Raw genomic sequence first — 16,275 nt, forward strand, 5'->3', positions numbered from 1 at the left:
CCCGGCCTACTCCCGGGTTTTGCAGGCCCGGTAAGCGCAGCGCCACCGGGCAAAAATCACCGCTGCTCGTCCAACTGCAAGGCCACATACAGCAACAGACGGTCGTCAAAATTCCCCAGATCCAGCCCCGTTAACTCCGATATCCGGTTCAGGCGATACTCCAGCGTATTACGATGAATAAAAAGCGCCTTTGAGGTCGCCAGTGGCTGCACGTTATGACGGAACCACGCCTGTAAGGTGCGCCGCAGCAAGCCGTTGTTATCCATCGCTTTCAGACGCACCAGCGGACGCGCCAGTTCGTTGGCCTGCCAGCCGCCGCGCAGGCTGTCGAGGAGCACCGGCAACATCAAATCCTGGTAAAAATAGCTGCGGCTTTCCGGCATACGCTGCTTGCCGACCATCATCGTGGTTCGGGCCGTGCGCCAGGAGCGGGCGATGCTTCCCGGACCGGTAAAATAGTTACCTAATGCCACGCGAAAACGCAGCTGCCCGTTCTCTTTCATCCGCGCAATCAGCTGCTCCACGCGGCGACGATGATCTTCTGCATCCCAGCGGCCAAACTGGTTTAACGCCGGTTTGAGTACCACCATTTCGGTCAGCGAGACGATCGCCACCAGGTTATTGCGCTCCGGCGTAGCCAGTGCGTTCTGCAGCTGTTGTAGCTCCACCATGGCGCTGTCGACGCCCAACTGCCCGCTATCCACCTCAATCACCGCCACAACGCGGGGCTGGTTAAGGTCGATACCCAGGCGTTGAGCCCACTCCGTTAATGCCGGGGTATGCTCTTCCGCCTGGATCAGGTTCATGACCAGCTCTTCACGCAGGCGGCTGTCCTGCGCCAGCAGGTGCATCAGGCGGGATTGCTCCAGCATCATCTCCGCCGTCATGCAGACCAGCTCGCCATATTTGCGCAAAGATTCCGGCTCACCGGTAAGCCCGATAACCCCGACAATTTCGCCCTCAAGGCGCAGCGGCAGGTTGATCCCCTGCCGCACACCGTGCAGATGTCGCGCCACCGCGTCATCAATGTCCACCACGCGCCCCTGGGAGAGCACCAGCAGTGCGCCTTCGTGCAATTCCCCAATACGCTCGCGGTCGCCACTGCCGATGATCCGGCCACGTGCGTCCATCACGTTGATATTGGTGTCGATGATGCGCATTGTTCGCGCCACAATATCCTGCGCCATTTTGGTATCAAGATGCCAGCCAGCCATGTCGCCCTCCTCTGAGCAGAGCTCAAGCATAAGGAAGATTAATCAGTGCTGCATTGTGCAGATGCACAAACTCACAGGGAGAAGTATGGACTTGTGGAAGGGTTCACAGAACGGCAGAAAAAAGCCCCTGTTTCCGGGCGGAAACAGGGGCTGAACGGATTACTGCATCAGCAGATAGAGAGAGGTGTCGCCACGCTGGATGTTCAGCGCCAGTACCGACGGTTTGCTGTCGAGGATTTTGCGCAGTTCAGCGATGTTCTTAACCGGCTGCTGGTTCGCTCCGATAATCACATCCCCTTTCTTCAGGCCGATACGGGCAGCCGGGCTGTTGGCTTTAACGTTGTCCACCGACACCCCTTTATCCTGGCCTTTGTTGCTCATGTCCGCACCTTCGATGCCGCTGAAGATGGTGCCGGCATCCACCTGATTCTGGCTGCTCTGCTGCAGTTCCAGATTCACATTAACCGGTTTACCTTCACGCAGCAGGCCCAGGGTCACTTTGCTGCCTACCGGCATGGAGCCCACTTCCGCACGCAATGCCGCGAAGCTGCTTACCGGTTTGCCGTTCAGGGTAGTGATGACATCCCCGGCCTTGATCCCCGCTTTCGCTGCGGAGGAGTTCGGCATGACCTGGCTGACAAACGCACCGCGCTGGGCATCAACCTTCATCGCTTTCGCCAGCTCGGAGTTCAGCTCGGTGCCCAGAATACCCAGCTCACCGCGTTTAACCTGGCCAAACTCAACCATTTGCGCCGTCAGGTTTTTCACCATGTTACTTGGGATCGCGAAGCCAATCCCGATGTTGCCGCCGTCCGGGGCGAGGATTGCGGTGTTAATCCCGATCAGCTCACCGTTCAGGTTGACCAGCGCGCCACCGGAGTTACCGCGGTTAATCGCCGCATCCGTCTGGATAAAGTTTTCGTAGTTTTCTGCGTTCAGACCGCTACGGCCAAGGGCAGAAACGATACCGGAGGTGACCGTCTCACCCAGACCAAACGGGTTACCGATAGCCACGGTATAATCCCCTACGCGCAGCGCGTCAGAGTCGGCGAGCTTAATCGCGGTCAGGTTTTTCGGATCCTGAATCTGAATCAGGGCGATATCAGAGCGAGGATCTTTCCCGACGATTTTGGCGTCGAGCTTACGCCCATCGCTCAGTTGAACCTTAATGCTGGTGGCGTTATCCACCACGTGGTTGTTGGTGACGACGTAGCCTTTGGCGGCATCGATGATGACACCGGAGCCCAGCGCCATAAACTTCTGCTGCTGGCCGCCGCCGTTACCGCCGCCATCGCCCTGACAGAATGGAGAGCTCTGGAACGGGGAACCGTCCTGGCAGAACGGCGAGTTATCGCCGAAGAACTGCTGGAAGTTACGTGGCATGCGTGGCGTGTTGACGGTGGTGCTGCCCTCGACATTGATACTGACCACCGATGGCATCACTTTTTCCAGCATCGGCGCCAGGCTTGGCATCTGCTGTGCAGTGGCGGCCGACGATACGGTCTCCGCTGCGCTAGCAGACAGTGGAGACAACGCTAATCCTAAACTCAGAGCCAGTGCACTCATTGCTAAAGTCATTGCTAAAGTGGTTTTTTTCATGTTTCTTAATCTCGATTTACAGGTCACGCACAATTGCTGTGTACATCAGATTCGTTTTGCTGGGCTTAGTTCCGGTATTAAGTTTCTGGAAAAAGTAAAAATTTATTGTCCGTCTTTACAAAACTCCTCTTTATTCCACCGCCATCAACTTGCGGTATTCATCCCATGCATATAAGTCCGTCATTCCGCTAATATAGTCCTGGATCAGCCGGCAGCGATAATAAAACTCCAGCACCGGCCAGTCCGCCTGCTGGCGATTTAATTTACCAATAGATTCCACATATGCCAGCCGATGGCGCGTCGAAAGTTTATGAAATAGCCGGGTCTCAATCGGAAAACGGCGTACCCGTTCCTTTTCAACCAGCTCACTAAAGTCGTCCACCGATAATTGCAGCAGCGGGCGATAGATCTCCAGCAGGCCAGTTATCACGCGATAGCCCTGTAATTCCAGCTGCTCGACATCCGGATGGCTGAACACGTGCCGCATCGCCACATTCTTATAGAGCTCAAGGAGTTGACTGAATCCACTGTCATCCTCAAGCAGCGCATGGTTAAATTCCCCGCGGTAGATCTGCTCAATATTGTCTATAAAACGCTCAGCCGCATAGGGCACCAGTTTATTAAGGGTATTGACGCGTAAATACATAAAGAACTGATCTTCGGTGCTGCGGCTGAGGGTGTTCGAACGTGACTTCTCCCAGGCGTTTTCGACAACCTGCGAAAACAATGAACCTTTTTCATGGTTACCCCAGGCATCATAAAGATGCTGATAAAGCCCCTCGACGGTGAATATTCTTTTTTCGACAGCATCTTCCAGATCGGCAACGCAATAGGAGATATCGTCTGCCGCTTCCATAATCCAGGTTAATGGAAAACGGCCATACTGCGGAAGGGAGAGCTCCTGACGCAGCCGCTCTATATACGCCTCTTCTGAGAAATAATAGCCCGGCTTTTTCATCAAATAATTGTGCGTCTCGGGGGGATCGCCCTGCCACCAGGCGGGACGGGTATATTTCAGAATGCATCCCACCTGTGCCCAGGTAAGGTTCATGCGCATCAGGGAGTGCACCATCCGGATGCCCTGCGCATTTCCCTCAAAGTGACACAAATCCTGGCGCACCTTACGACGAAGCGCGTTCAGCGCCTCCTCGCCTTCACGCAGCCGCAGATCCTGCACCACACAGCGATCGTCGCTCAGCGGCTGGCTTGCCGCATCGGCAGGGTACAGACGCTGGCGGAACCAGTCATTGATCGCCGCTTCGCCAAAATGACCAAAGGGGGGATTACCGATATCGTGCATCAGGCACGCCATCTCAACGATGCTTTCGAACGGCCCCGTCAGCTCGTCCAGGCCGTAGGTTGCCAGCAGGCGCTGCTCTTTGAGGCGGCTCAGGATCTCTTTGGCGATGTAGCGCCCCACCTGCTGAACCTCCAGCGAGTGGGTGAGCCGGGTACGCACAGCGGCGTTGCGTTCGAGCGGGAAGACCTGCGTTTTTTGCTGTAACCGCCGGATCGCCGGAGAGTTAATGATGCGCCCGCGGTCGCTTTCAAAGATGCGCAGGATCTCGTGTTCGCTCTTGTTCCCCTGCGGAGAGCGGTAGCGACGCTGCCAGTTAATCTTGGTGCGAAAATCGATTGGTTCCATGTGCTCCCCCGCGTGAGAATGCGTTTCCCCTTAACCGCATGATAGACTATGCATCTTAACAAGGCACATCGCGAGTAAATCTATGAAAATCGGTATTATTGGAGCAATGGAAGAAGAAGTTACGCTGCTGCGTGACAAAATTGAGAACCGTCAGACCCTCTCCCTGGGCGGTTGCGAAATTTACACTGGCACGCTGAACGGAACTGAAGTTGCTCTGCTGAAATCGGGTATCGGTAAAGTTTCCGCCGCGCTGGGCGCCACTCTGCTGCTGGAGCGCTGCAAGCCAGACGTGATCATCAACACCGGCTCTGCGGGCGGTCTTGCGCCAACCCTGAAAGTGGGCGACATCGTGGTCTCTGACGAAGCGCGCTACCATGACGCCGATGTGACCGCCTTTGGTTACGAGTATGGCCAGCTTCCGGGCTGCCCGGCAGGCTTCAAGGCCGATGAAAAACTGGTTGCTGCTGCGGAAAATTGCATCGCAGAGCTGAACCTGAACGCCGTGCGCGGCCTGATTGTCAGCGGCGACGCCTTTATCAACGGCTCCGTTAACCTGGCAAAAATCCGCCACAACTTCCCGCAGGCGATCGCCGTGGAAATGGAAGCGACCGCCATCGCGCACGTTTGTCATAACTTCAGCGTGCCGTTCGTCGTGGTTCGCGCCATCTCTGACGTTGCGGATCAGCAGTCCCACCTGAGCTTCGACGAGTTCCTCGTGGTTGCTGCCAAACAGTCCAGCCTGATGGTTGAGACGCTGGTGCAGAAACTGGCGCGTGGCTAAGCCGCTCAAAAGGGCGCTGCTTGCGCTGCTTCTGCTGACACCGGCGTGGCTTCTGGCCGCGCCGCGTGTAATTACCCTCTCCCCTGCCAATACCGAACTGGCGTTTGCCGCCGGGATCACCCCCGTCGGGGTCAGCAGTTATTCCGACTATCCTCCCGAAGCCGCTAACATTGAACAGGTCGCCACCTGGCAAGGCATAAATGTTGAACGCATCGTCGCGCTGAAGCCCGATCTGGTGCTGGCCTGGCGCGGCGGCAATGCCGAGCGTCAGGTCAACCAGCTCACCTCGCTCGGCATAAAAGTGCAGTGGATCGATGCCACCCGCATAGAACAGATTGCCCAGGCCCTGCGCGATCTCTCCTCCTGGAGCCCCAATCCGGCGCAGGCGCAACAGGCCGCGCAGCAGATGATGGCTGATTTTGCCGCCCTCAAGGCCACCTACGGCACACTGCCGAAAAAGCGGGTATTCATTCAGTTCGGGCAACAGCCGCTGTTCACCACCAGCCAGGGCTCTCTGCAACATCAGGTTGTTGAGCTGTGTGGCGGGGAAAATATCTTCGCGGCCAGCCGGGTTCCCTGGCCCCAGGTGAGCCGTGAGCAGGTACTGGCGCGCCAGCCTCAGGTGATTGTGGTGGGCGGTTCGGCGGGCGATATTCCTAAAATAGAACAGTACTGGCAAGGTCAGCTAAAAATACCCATGATTCCGCTGAACAGTGACTGGTTTGAGCGCGCGAGCCCGCGTATTATCCTCGCCGCAAAACAACTCTGCTCTGCGCTGTCGCAGAGCCACTAATTTCTCGAGGATTACGATGCTCGTTTACTGGCTGGATATTCTTGGCACAGCCGTTTTTGCGATTTCCGGCGTTCTGCTGGCCGGTAAGTTACGTATGGATCCGTTTGGCGTGCTGGTGTTAGGTGTGGTCACGGCCGTCGGCGGCGGAACGATCCGCGACATGGCGCTGGATCATGGCCCGGTATTCTGGGTCAAGGATCCCACCGACCTGGTGGTGGCCATGGTCACCTGCCTGTTAACCATCATTCTCGTCCGCCAGCCGCGCCGCCTGCCGAAATGGCTGCTGCCGGTGCTGGATGCGGTTGGCCTCGCGGTGTTTGTCGGGATTGGCGTTAACAAAGCCTTTATGGCTGGCACAGGCCCGATGGTGGCGATCTGCATGGGTGTGGTGACCGGCGTGGGCGGCGGTATTATCCGCGATATTCTGGCCCGCGAAGTGCCGATGATCCTGAGAACGGAAATCTACGCCACGGCCTGTATTCTGGGCGGGATCGTTCACGCTACGGCCTGGTATACCTTTCATGTTCCGCTGGAACAGGCGGCAATGCTGGGGATGGTGGTGACGCTGGCAATCAGACTGGCGGCGATCCGCTGGCACCTGAAGCTGCCGACATTTGCGCTGGATGATAACGGGCGTTCGTAAAACAAAAACGGTAACCTCAAGGTTACCGTTTTTAGTATGGCTGACGGGGTAGACGCACCCGCCCCTGTCATCAGATGCTGAACGAAGAACCACACCCGCAGGTGCTGGTTGCGTTCGGGTTGGTTACCACAAAGCGCGAACCTTCCAGACCTTCGGTATAATCAACAGAGCCACCGACCAGATACTGCAGGCTCATCGGGTCAACAACCAGCGCGACGCCCTGCTTCTCAATGGTCATGTCGCCATCGTTAACCTGATCGTCAAAGGTGAAGCCATACTGGAAGCCGCTGCAGCCGCCGCCGGTAATGTACACACGCAATTTCAGCTCCGGGTTGTCTTCATCGGAAATCAGGTCTTTTACTTTTTTGGCTGCTGCTTCGGTAAACTGCAACGGCAGCGCTACGTCATCACTCATCTTATGCTCCCATGAATACTGCTAGTGGGTAAAAATCACCCAATTCTTGTCGTCATTATCTAATACCCTGGTAATTCATTCAAGTATTCTGCTTCGCCAGGGTACGGGCAAGAATGGTGGAGTATAGCGGTTGTCCGCCGAGGAACTGGGCTAATAGTGTGGCCCCCAGGCAGGTAATGATCATTGGCAAAATGAGCTGGTAATTGTCGGTCATCTCCAGCACCAGCACAATGCCGGTCAGCGGCGCGCGCAACGAAGCCGCCAGCAGGGCCCCCATTCCGGCGATGGCAAAGGTACCGGCCTCAAGATGATACGCCGGGAAACCTGCGGCGGCGGCCATGCCAAAGGCCGTACCCAGCAACGTCCCCAACGCCAGCATCGGGGCAAAAATGCCGCCAGGGGCGCCGGAAGAGAAGCAGAGTACGGTGGTGATGACCCGCGAGATAAACATAAACAGCAGCAGGCCAATGCTGAAGTTACCCGCAGCCGCAATGGGGATCAGCCCAAAGCCACCCCCAGCCGCGTTGGGTTCGATAAAGCCCAGCACGCCGCACACGCCCCCCAGCAGGCCACCCACCAGCACCCAGCGGGTTGTATTGCCGCCGTGGATCCGCTGGAACATATCCTGAGCGCGAATAATAAGGGCATTAAACAGCGGGCCAACAATGCCAAAAATCATGCCGAGGATCAGATAGAGCCAGAGCGTATTGACCGGGGCGTTGGTCAACTTACCGACCTCAATGACCGCCCCTTCGCCATTGAAAAGCCGAAAAACAATGCTCGACATAATCACGCCGGTAAAGACCGCTTTAATCGAGATCAGGTTATAGCGAAACTGAGCGCGCATCTCTTCGATGATAAAGAGTATTCCCGCCAGCGGGGCATTAAACGCGGCGGAAAGCCCCGCGGCGGCACCGGTTGCCAGCAACGTATGGCGTGCTTCAGCACTGCGCATCCTGAACAGATCGCTGACCATACGGCCAACATTACCGCCCAGCTGTACGGTCGGCCCTTCCCGCCCGAGCACCATCCCCGCTCCAAGCGTCCCCATTCCGCCGATAAACTTAACGGGCAGTACACGCCACCAGCGGACCGGACGCAGCTCTTCGAGCGCCCCTTCTATCTCAGGGATCCCCGAGCCGCCCGCTTCCGGGGCGAATTTACGCACCAGAAAATAACCGACCATCGCAAGCAGGGCAGATAAGCCGAACGCCAGGATCCAGACTACCCCTTCACGATCGGCATAACCCGCAACGGTGCCAATGCGCCAGTTCAGTACGCCATTGACGGCCCTTTCGAACGCGACGCCCACCAGTCCGGCCAGCGTGCCGACAACGGCAGCGCCCAGCAAAATTGCCAGCGGCGTCTTGTCACGGTTGAGCAGCCGACGGATGCTGATACGGTATTGCGCGCGCGCAAATTGTTGTTCTTCAAATGAGGGGGAATCTGATTTCATTGCCTGTTAATTTTCGTCATACAAATCGCCGCAGGGATTTTACCAGAGACCACCCAGCCGTCTCCTGAAAATTGCTTAACAATTGTTAATGCATTACCAGGGTAAAAATTTCATAACCTTCCACGAATCACTTAGAATAGTGCGCTTAACCATTTTATACGAGCCAGGAATCACGCCATGAGTAAGTCTGAAACGCTTTACAGCGCTGCCCGCGAGCTAATCCCTGGCGGTGTTAACTCCCCGGTCCGTGCCTTTACCGGCGTGGGCGGTACACCGCTGTTTATTGAACGTGCCGATGGCGCCTATCTGTATGATGTGGATGGCAAAGCCTATATCGACTATGTCGGCTCATGGGGCCCGATGGTATTGGGACATAACCACCCGGCTATCCGTAACGCGGTCATCGAAGCGGCGGAGCGCGGTTTAAGTTTTGGCGCACCAACCGAGTTGGAAGTCAAAATGGCGGAGCTGGTGACTGAACTGGTCCCGACCATGGATATGGTGCGCATGGTGAACTCCGGTACCGAAGCGACCATGAGCGCCATCCGTCTGGCCCGTGGTTTTACCGGCCGTGACAAAATCATCAAATTTGAAGGTTGCTACCACGGTCATGCCGACTGTCTGCTGGTGAAAGCCGGTTCCGGCGCCCTGACTCTCGGCCAGCCGAACTCTCCGGGCGTACCGGCTGACTTCGCGAAGCACACCCTGACCTGCACCTATAACGACCTCGATTCGGTGCGTGCCGCCTTTGAACAGTATCCTCAGGAGATCGCCTGCATTATCGTTGAGCCAGTGGCGGGCAACATGAACTGCATTCCACCGCAGCCGGGCTTCCTGCAGGGCCTGCGTGCGCTGTGCGATGAGTTCGGCGCGCTGCTGATTATCGACGAAGTGATGACCGGCTTCCGCGTGGCGCTGGCGGGCGCCCAGTCTTATTACGACGTAGTGCCGGATCTCACCTGTCTGGGCAAAATCATCGGCGGCGGCATGCCGGTGGGCGCTTTTGGCGGCCGCAAAGAGGTGATGGATGCGCTGGCCCCAACCGGTCCGGTCTACCAGGCGGGCACCCTCTCCGGGAACCCAATTGCCATGGCAGCCGGTTTCGCCTGCCTGACCGAAGTGGCCCAGCCGGGGATCCACACCACCCTGACCGATCGCACCAGCCAGCTGGCAAACGGTCTGCTGGAAGCGGCGGAAGATGCGGGTATTCCGCTGGTGGTAAACCACGTGGGCGGCATGTTCGGGATCTTCTTCACCACGGCTAAAACCGTCACCTGTTATCAGGATGTGGTGCAGTGCGATGTTGAGCGCTTCAAGCGCTTCTTCCATCTGATGCTGGACGAGGGCGTTTACCTGGCGCCGTCGGCGTTTGAGGCGGGCTTTATGTCAGTTGCGCACAGCGAAGAGGATATCAACAAAACCATCGAGGCGGCGCGCCGGGTGTTTACGAAGCTCTGATGATGTTGTTTGCCGGGTGGCGCTAACGCTTACCCGGCCTACAAAACCCTCGAACCGTAGGCCGGGTAAGGCGAAGCCGCTACCCGGCATTTTTTTACCGGCTCTGCTTGCGCAGCAGATAGATAAAGTACGGCGCACCGATAAAGGTGGAGAGCAGCCCGGCCGGGATCTGATACGGGAACAGCACCATCCGGCCGCACCAGTCGGCGAACACCAGCACTATCCCTCCGATTAACGCCGACATCACAATGTGCGGCATCGTCCGACGGAAGCCCATCATCCGCGCGATGTGCGGCGCCATCAGCCCGATAAAACTCAGCGGGCCAATCGTCAGGGTCGCCGTCGCCGTCAGCGCTGCCGCCAGCAGCAGCAGGCCGATTCGCGAGCGGTTCAACGCCATGCCCACCGAACGCGCCGTGTCGCCCCCCAGCGGCAGCACCGTCAGCCAGCGACGGCAGAGCGGCACCAGCGCCAGCAGGACGATCATTGCCATCCCGGTGCTCATGACCTGTTCGGTCGTCGCATTATAGGTTGAGCCGGAAATCCAGGTCAGGATCTGCGCCATACGCGGATCGCCGCTGGCCTGCAGCATCATCAGCAGCATGGTGAAGGCGGTACTCAGCGCCATCCCCGCCAGCAGCATCCGGTGCGGCGAGAAGCCGCCGCGCCCGGCGGAGACCAGGATAATCAGCAGCGTCGCTGCGGCACCAAGGCTACCCGCAGGCATCAGCCAGCCGAAGGCATTACCCGGCACAAAGAAGAGCATCAGCACCACGCCGAACGCCGCACCGGAGCTGATCCCCAGCACTTCCGGGCTCGCCATAGGGTTACCGGTGAGACGCTGAATAATGCAACCCGCCACCGCCAGCATCACCCCGGCCATCAGGGCGGCAAAAATACGCGGCGCGCGCCACGGCAACAGTTCGTCGAGCATCGCTCCGCTCGCCCAGTGCCATCCCTGCGCATCCCGGCCAAACGCCATCGCCGCTATCACCGCCAGCAGCAGTACCGCGCCGCCAGCCAGGGCAAACCACAATACATGGTGGCGCTCGGCCTGCACTTTATCGCCCGCATTCATCGCCGGGGCGCTCATGCTGCGCAGACGCGGCAGCAGCCACAGCAGCAGCGGCGCGCCGATCAGGGCGGTTACAGAACCGGTGGAGACTTCCATCCACACCCGGGTCAGCCAGAGGATCACCTGGTCAGAGAGCCAGAGGATCAGCGCCCCAATCAGCGGGGCCAGTATCAGTCGGGAGAGCAAGCGCCGCGCCCCCAGCATTTTCGCCAGCAGCGGCGCGAACAGGCCGATAAAGCCGATGATGCCCACGGCATTCACCAGCAGAGCACTGATAACAATCGCCAGCGTCAGCGCTGCCAGACGCGCCAGCGACAACGCCAGCCCGAGGTTGCGCGCCACGCCATCATCCAGCCCCATCAGGGTGAGCGGACGCAGCAGCAGCAGAGTCAGCACCACGCCGCCGAGCAACTGCGGCCAGAGGCGCTGGACGATGCTCCAGTCGGTTTGCGTCAGCGTCCCGGTACTCCAGAGGAACATGCTTTGCAGCTGGTCATGATGGAAAATCACCAGCAGCTGGTTGATCGCGCCGCAGTAGAGACTCACCACCAGGCCTGCCAGGATCAGGGTGACCGGCGAGAGGCGTTTACCCCAGGCCACGCCAAAGACAATCGCCCCGACGACGCAAGCGCCCACCAGGGCGGCAAACTGCGCCGCCAGTACGCCCGGCAGCGCCCACAGGGTGATAATAGTCATCCCCAGCTGGGCGCCGGTCGCCACCCCCAGAGTGGTTGGCTCGGCGAGCGGGTTACGCAGCACCTGCTGGAACAGTACGCCCACCAGCCCGAGCCCGGCCCCCACCAGCAGCGAGATCGCCAGCCGCGGCAGCAGGCTGTAGTGGAACAGCATCTGTTGAATATTGTCGATATCCGGGGCGGCCAGCGCGCTGCCCCACTCGCTGCGCGGCAGCGCAATGCTCAGGTTCCACCAGGTTAAGCCCAGCGCAACGGCCAGCAGCAGCGCCATAAACAGCGCCGGGAAAAGGGCAATCCGTGACCTCATGCCTGGCCTCCCAGGGCGCTATCCAGCACGCGGGCAAAGTGCATCGCCGACAGCGTCGCGCCGTAGAACCACACCGCGGGAACGCGCTTCACGCGCTGCTGGCGAACAAACGGCATCGCCTGCCACAGCGGCGTCGCCATTAAGGTCTGCATTTCCCGTTCATTGCCGTGATCGAAGCAGAGCACATCCACATCCTTAAACGCCGCCAGACGGTCGATCCCGACGGCGGTACTGCCCCAGAAGGTCATCTCCCCTTCCCAGGCGTTTTTAATCCCATAGCGATCCAGCACTTCCTGGAACAGGCAGTTATTGCCAAACACCAGCATATGGCGGGCATCGAGCAGCGTCACCATCAGCAGCGGACGATCTCCACGACCGGCGAAGCGCGGCTTGAAACTGTCAATCACGCTGTCGAAATGATCGAGATGCTGGCGGGCCGCACTCTCCAGATTCAGGAGCTGCGCCATCTCGGTTAACGACTTGCGGGCGTTAGTCAGCGGCTTTTTCCCGTCGCTGAAGGCAAAACCCCGCCCCGGCGCAATGCGCGCCAGCTTCTCTTCTGACGGGCCATACCCGGCCGACCAGACCAGGTACGAGGGTTTCATCTGGGTGAGCAGTTCGAGGTTGGGCTCGGTACGCAGGCCGATGTCGATAACCGACGCCGGCAGCCGGGGCTCGTTCACCCACAGGGTGTAGTTGGGAATATCGGCCACGCCGTAAGGGGTCACGCCAAGCGCCAGCAGCAGCTCAACAGGAAGCCACTCCAGGGCCACAATGCGCTGCGGATCGATTGCCGCAGCCTGCGCCGTGTTCATTTTCCACAGCAGCGGCGAGAGGGCCATGGCCGTCAGCAGGCGGCGACGGCTAATCATAAAATCAGGCATCAGTAGACAAAGCTCACCGGTGCCGCTCCCGCAGGATGCGGCAGAATACCCATCGGAATGCCGTAAATGTTTTCCAGCGTCTCGCTGCGCATCAGCTCGGCAGGCGTGCCCTGGGCGATCATCTCCCCGCCGCGCAGCGCCACCAGGTAATCGCAGTAACGCGCCGCCATGTTGATGTCGTGCAGCACCGCAATCACCGTCAGCCCGCGCTGCTGGCTTAAGCGATGCACCAGCGCCAGCACATCCACCTGATGGGCGATATCGAGGGCCGATGTCGGCTCATCCAGCAGTAGACAACGGCTATCCTGGGCCACCAGCATGGCGATCCAGGCGCGCTGGCGCTCGCCGCCGGAGAGGCTATCCACCAGACGATGGGCCAACGGTTTTAACCCCACCAGCGCAATCGCCTCTTCCACTTTCTCGCGGTCGGCCACGCCAAAACGCCCCAGCGCGCCATGCCACGGATAACGCCCGATCGCCACCAGTTCGCGGACGGTCATACCCTCCGCCTGCGGCAGTTGCTGCGGCAGATAGGCCACCTTGCGGGCAAAGGCTTTGCTGTTCCAGCTCTCCAGCGGCTGTCCATCCAGCAGGATATCGCCCTCAGACGGCGGCTGATGGCGGCCAAGCATTTTCAGTAAGGTGGATTTGCCGGAGCCGTTATGGCCGATAAGGCCGGTCACCTGGCCTGCGGGGAAGGTCAGCGAAAGGGGATGCAGCAGCGTGCGTCCGGGAACGCGAAAGGAGACGCCATCGAGCGCAAAAGTGGTATCGGATTGCGGGTTGTTTTCCTGCATGTCAGCCAACTTAAGTAAAGAAAAGGGCACGAAAAACGTGCCCAAATTTAAAGGTTAGAAGCGGAAGGTCGCAGTCGCAACAACCTGGCGTTCTGCTCCCCAGAAGCAGCCATAGGTGTTGAAGCAGCTGGCGACGTATTCACGATCCAGCAGGTTGTTCACGTGCAGCGCCACGTTCGACCCCGCCATGCCAAAGCGCGCCAGATCGTAGCGCACCAGCGCATCCATCACCGCGTAGCTGCCCACCTTGAAGGAGTTCGCCGGATCGCCATAGCTGGAGCTGGAGAAGCGACCGCCGGTGCCCAGGGTCAGGCCAGAGAGTGCGCCATCGTAGAAGGTGTAATCCCCCCACAGGGAAGCCATATGCTCAGGCACCTGCGCCGGGGTGTTGCCTTTGTAGTTGGTGTCGGTGGTGTACTCCACGTCGGTGTAGGTGTAAGACCCCACCACGTTCACGCTGGCAGACAGCGCCGCTTTGGCTTCGATCTCCACGCCGCGGGCGCGGATCTCGCCGCCTTCAACCGAGAAGAACGAGCCCGCAGGATCGGCCATCAGGTTGTTGGTTTTGGTCAGCTGATACAGGGCACCGGTCAGAACGATCGGACGATCGCTCGGTACGTACTTCACGCCCACTTCGTACTGCTTGCCTTTAGAAGGTGCAAACGGCTTGCCTTGTGCGTCGGACTGGGAAGACGGCTCGAAGGATTCGCTGTAGCTGAAGTACGGGGTGACGCCATTATCAAACAGGTAGTTCACGCCGCCACGCCAGGTGAACTGATTGTCATCACGTGATGCCGTCGTGCCCGCGACGCGGTTAAACGAATCCTGCTCTGCCCAGTCGTAACGGCCACCCAGGGTGACCAGCACCTTATTCCACTGCGCCTGATCCTGCACGTAGAGACCGGTCTGCTGCTGTTTGTTCAGGAGCTGATACGGGCCGGAGTTATCCGGGTTTTTCGAGCCGAAATCGAAATCGCTATACACCGGGTTGTAGAGATCCAGCAGCGGGACGGAACCGTCATAGCCGAACCAGGCGTTGATGTCGTTACGCATGCGCATATAGTCAACGCCGGTCAGCAGGATATGGTCAACGTCGCCGGTGGCGAATTTGCTCTGCAGCTGGGTATCAACGGTGAAGTTTTGCAGCTTCTCATCGTCAACCACATATTTACGCGCCAGGTAATGGCCTTTGTCCGCAGGGGATAAGGCGTTACAGAGAGCGTTGCCACTGTTCGCCGCATCGGAGCAGACGCCGTAACCATAGACGCTGTTCTGCGAGGTTTTATTCTCGGCAAAACGCAGGTTCTGACGCACGGTGAAGGTGTCGTTGAATTCGTGATCGAAGCTATACCCGACCATCTTCTGGTTACGGGAGTAGGTATTGTTTTTCGCCCCTTCGTTGAAGTCGGTCGGCAGGCGATCGCCGTTTGGCAGCGGATCAACCGTGCCCTCTTTCGGCAACCAACCGTAGTAACCGGTCTCCGGTTCGTTCTGGAAATAGGAGAGGAAGGTGAAGTTGGTTTTATCAGACGGACGCCAGGAGAAGGATGGCGCAATGGTGTAACGCTGCTCTTCCGCACGCTCCTGCTGGGCGTTGTTAGAACGCGCCAGACCGGTCAGGCGATAAGAGTAAACCCCGTCGTCGTCCAGCGCATCGCTGAAGTCAAACCCGGTCTGGAACAGGCTGTCCGTCCCGACCTTAAACTGAACCTCTTTCAGCGGCTCGGTCAGTGGACGTTTGCTGACCATGTTCAGCAAACCACCCGGGCTGCTTTTGCCGTAGAGAACGGAGGTTGGGCCGCGCATCACTTCCGCGCGCTCAATCATATAAGGGTCAATTACCGCGTCGTTATAGAAGTTGCCCTGCATCTTCATGCCGTCGAGGTAGTTGTTCTGGCTTTGGCCATCGGCAGCAAAGCCACGAATAATCAGGTAGTCGTAAGTATTGGACGCGCCACGCGTACCGACTGCCACCCCTGGCGTATAGCTTAGTGCTTCTTTCACCGAGCGCGGCTGGTGCAGCGCCATCTCTTCCGCGGTCACCACGGAAATCGACTGCGGCACCTTCTCAATGGAGGTATCCGTCTTGGTGCCGGTAGCGGACTGGCGTGCCGCAATGGTCGCCGCCGGACCCCAGGCGCTCTCCTGCGGAGCAGGCGCTGCGGTGACGGTGATGGTTTCTTCTTTTTTAGGGGTTTCGGCAGCGTGAGCGTAAGCAGACATGCCGCTAACCGCTGTGGCTACAACAACTGCGATTTTACGCAGTGAAGATTGCATTGGCTGAGCAGTTTTTGAAAGCGCCATTGGTATATCTCTGATGAAAGCGTGAATGATAACGTAAACGAGAATTATTATTATGACCGCAGCATATTATGCGAAACATTCACGGCATAGCAAGTGATATGCGCCCCTACAGGAAATAAGGGTATAAGAATTAAACAATGGAAAATAGAGGGTTAATAAATGGAGATTTGAGTGTTGGAGGGATGTTTAATTGAGGTGAAAATTCCCTC

General features: G+C 58.4%; 13 protein-coding genes. 4 read left to right on the forward strand and 9 right to left on the reverse strand.

Features of this window, described 5'->3' with window-relative positions; all coding sequences use genetic code 11:
- Nucleotides 1–56: 56 nt before the first annotated feature.
- From cdaR to dgt, 3 genes are all read right to left on the reverse strand, one after another.
- Nucleotides 57–1,214, reverse strand: a complete 1,158-nt coding sequence (gene cdaR, locus DVA44_RS19815; protein ID WP_103178330.1) for a DNA-binding transcriptional regulator CdaR — start codon at nt 1,212–1,214, stop codon at nt 57–59.
- A 159-nt stretch (nt 1,215–1,373) separates the two neighbouring features.
- Nucleotides 1,374–2,813: a serine endoprotease DegP gene (gene degP, locus DVA44_RS19820; protein ID WP_114387912.1), complete on the reverse strand. Its 1,440-nt coding sequence runs from the start codon at nt 2,811–2,813 to the stop codon at nt 1,374–1,376.
- A gap of 130 nt (nt 2,814–2,943) precedes the next feature.
- Nucleotides 2,944–4,458: a dGTPase gene (gene dgt, locus DVA44_RS19830; RefSeq protein ID WP_114387913.1), complete on the reverse strand. Its 1,515-nt coding sequence runs from the start codon at nt 4,456–4,458 to the stop codon at nt 2,944–2,946.
- A gap of 82 nt (nt 4,459–4,540) precedes the next feature.
- Here dgt and mtnN point away from each other — a divergent pair, with 82 nt between their 5' ends.
- The 3 genes from mtnN to DVA44_RS19845 are packed head-to-tail and all read left to right on the forward strand — an operon-like array spanning nt 4,541 to nt 6,675.
- Nucleotides 4,541–5,239 carry a 5'-methylthioadenosine/S-adenosylhomocysteine nucleosidase gene (mtnN, locus tag DVA44_RS19835; RefSeq protein ID WP_103823295.1) on the forward strand — a complete coding sequence of 233 codons (699 nt, stop codon included), beginning with the start codon at nt 4,541–4,543 and terminating at the stop codon, nt 5,237–5,239.
- Nucleotides 5,232–6,032: a vitamin B12 ABC transporter substrate-binding protein BtuF gene (gene btuF, locus DVA44_RS19840; protein WP_114387914.1), complete on the forward strand. Its 801-nt coding sequence runs from the start codon at nt 5,232–5,234 to the stop codon at nt 6,030–6,032. The genes mtnN and btuF overlap by 8 nt, the downstream gene beginning before the upstream one ends.
- Nucleotides 6,033–6,048: 16 nt before the next feature.
- Complete coding sequence (locus DVA44_RS19845) at nt 6,049–6,675, forward strand: TRIC cation channel family protein (protein WP_114387915.1); 627 nt, start codon at nt 6,049–6,051, stop codon at nt 6,673–6,675.
- A 70-nt stretch (nt 6,676–6,745) separates the two neighbouring features.
- On the opposite strand, the gene erpA is transcribed toward DVA44_RS19845, so the two are convergent.
- Complete coding sequence (gene erpA, locus DVA44_RS19850; RefSeq protein WP_039030319.1) at nt 6,746–7,090, reverse strand: iron-sulfur cluster insertion protein ErpA; 345 nt, start codon at nt 7,088–7,090, stop codon at nt 6,746–6,748.
- Between the two features lie 79 nt (nt 7,091–7,169).
- The gene (gene clcA / locus DVA44_RS19855) at nt 7,170–8,546 is read right to left on the reverse strand and encodes a H(+)/Cl(-) exchange transporter ClcA (protein ID WP_114387916.1); all 1,377 of its coding nucleotides are present in this window, start codon (nt 8,544–8,546) and stop codon (nt 7,170–7,172) included.
- 177 nt (nt 8,547–8,723) lie between these two features.
- On the opposite strand from clcA, the gene hemL reads away from it, so the two are divergent.
- Nucleotides 8,724–10,004, forward strand: coding sequence for a glutamate-1-semialdehyde 2,1-aminomutase (gene hemL, locus DVA44_RS19860; protein WP_114387917.1), 1,281 nt, complete (start codon nt 8,724–8,726; stop codon nt 10,002–10,004).
- A 94-nt stretch (nt 10,005–10,098) separates the two neighbouring features.
- Here hemL and fhuB read toward each other — a convergent pair whose 3' ends face one another.
- The 4 genes from fhuB to fhuA are packed head-to-tail and all read right to left on the reverse strand — an operon-like array spanning nt 10,099 to nt 16,066.
- Complete coding sequence (fhuB, locus tag DVA44_RS19865; RefSeq protein WP_114387918.1) at nt 10,099–12,081, reverse strand: Fe(3+)-hydroxamate ABC transporter permease FhuB; 1,983 nt, start codon at nt 12,079–12,081, stop codon at nt 10,099–10,101.
- On the reverse strand, nt 12,078–12,953 hold the full coding sequence (fhuD, locus tag DVA44_RS19870) for a Fe(3+)-hydroxamate ABC transporter substrate-binding protein FhuD (RefSeq protein ID WP_371413820.1): 876 nt from the start codon (nt 12,951–12,953) through the stop codon (nt 12,078–12,080). Before fhuD ends, fhuB begins: the two co-directional genes overlap by 4 nt.
- An 11-nt stretch (nt 12,954–12,964) precedes the next feature.
- Nucleotides 12,965–13,762, reverse strand: coding sequence for a Fe3+-hydroxamate ABC transporter ATP-binding protein FhuC (gene fhuC / locus DVA44_RS19875; RefSeq protein ID WP_103823288.1), 798 nt, complete (start codon nt 13,760–13,762; stop codon nt 12,965–12,967).
- A 54-nt stretch (nt 13,763–13,816) separates the two neighbouring features.
- A complete protein-coding gene (fhuA, locus tag DVA44_RS19880; RefSeq protein ID WP_114387920.1) occupies nt 13,817–16,066 on the reverse strand; it encodes a ferrichrome porin FhuA in 2,250 nt (749 codons plus the stop codon).
- Nucleotides 16,067–16,275 lie beyond the last annotated feature (209 nt).

This window comes from Leclercia sp. W17, assembly GCF_003336325.1.
Classification (GTDB): domain Bacteria; phylum Pseudomonadota; class Gammaproteobacteria; order Enterobacterales; family Enterobacteriaceae; genus Enterobacter.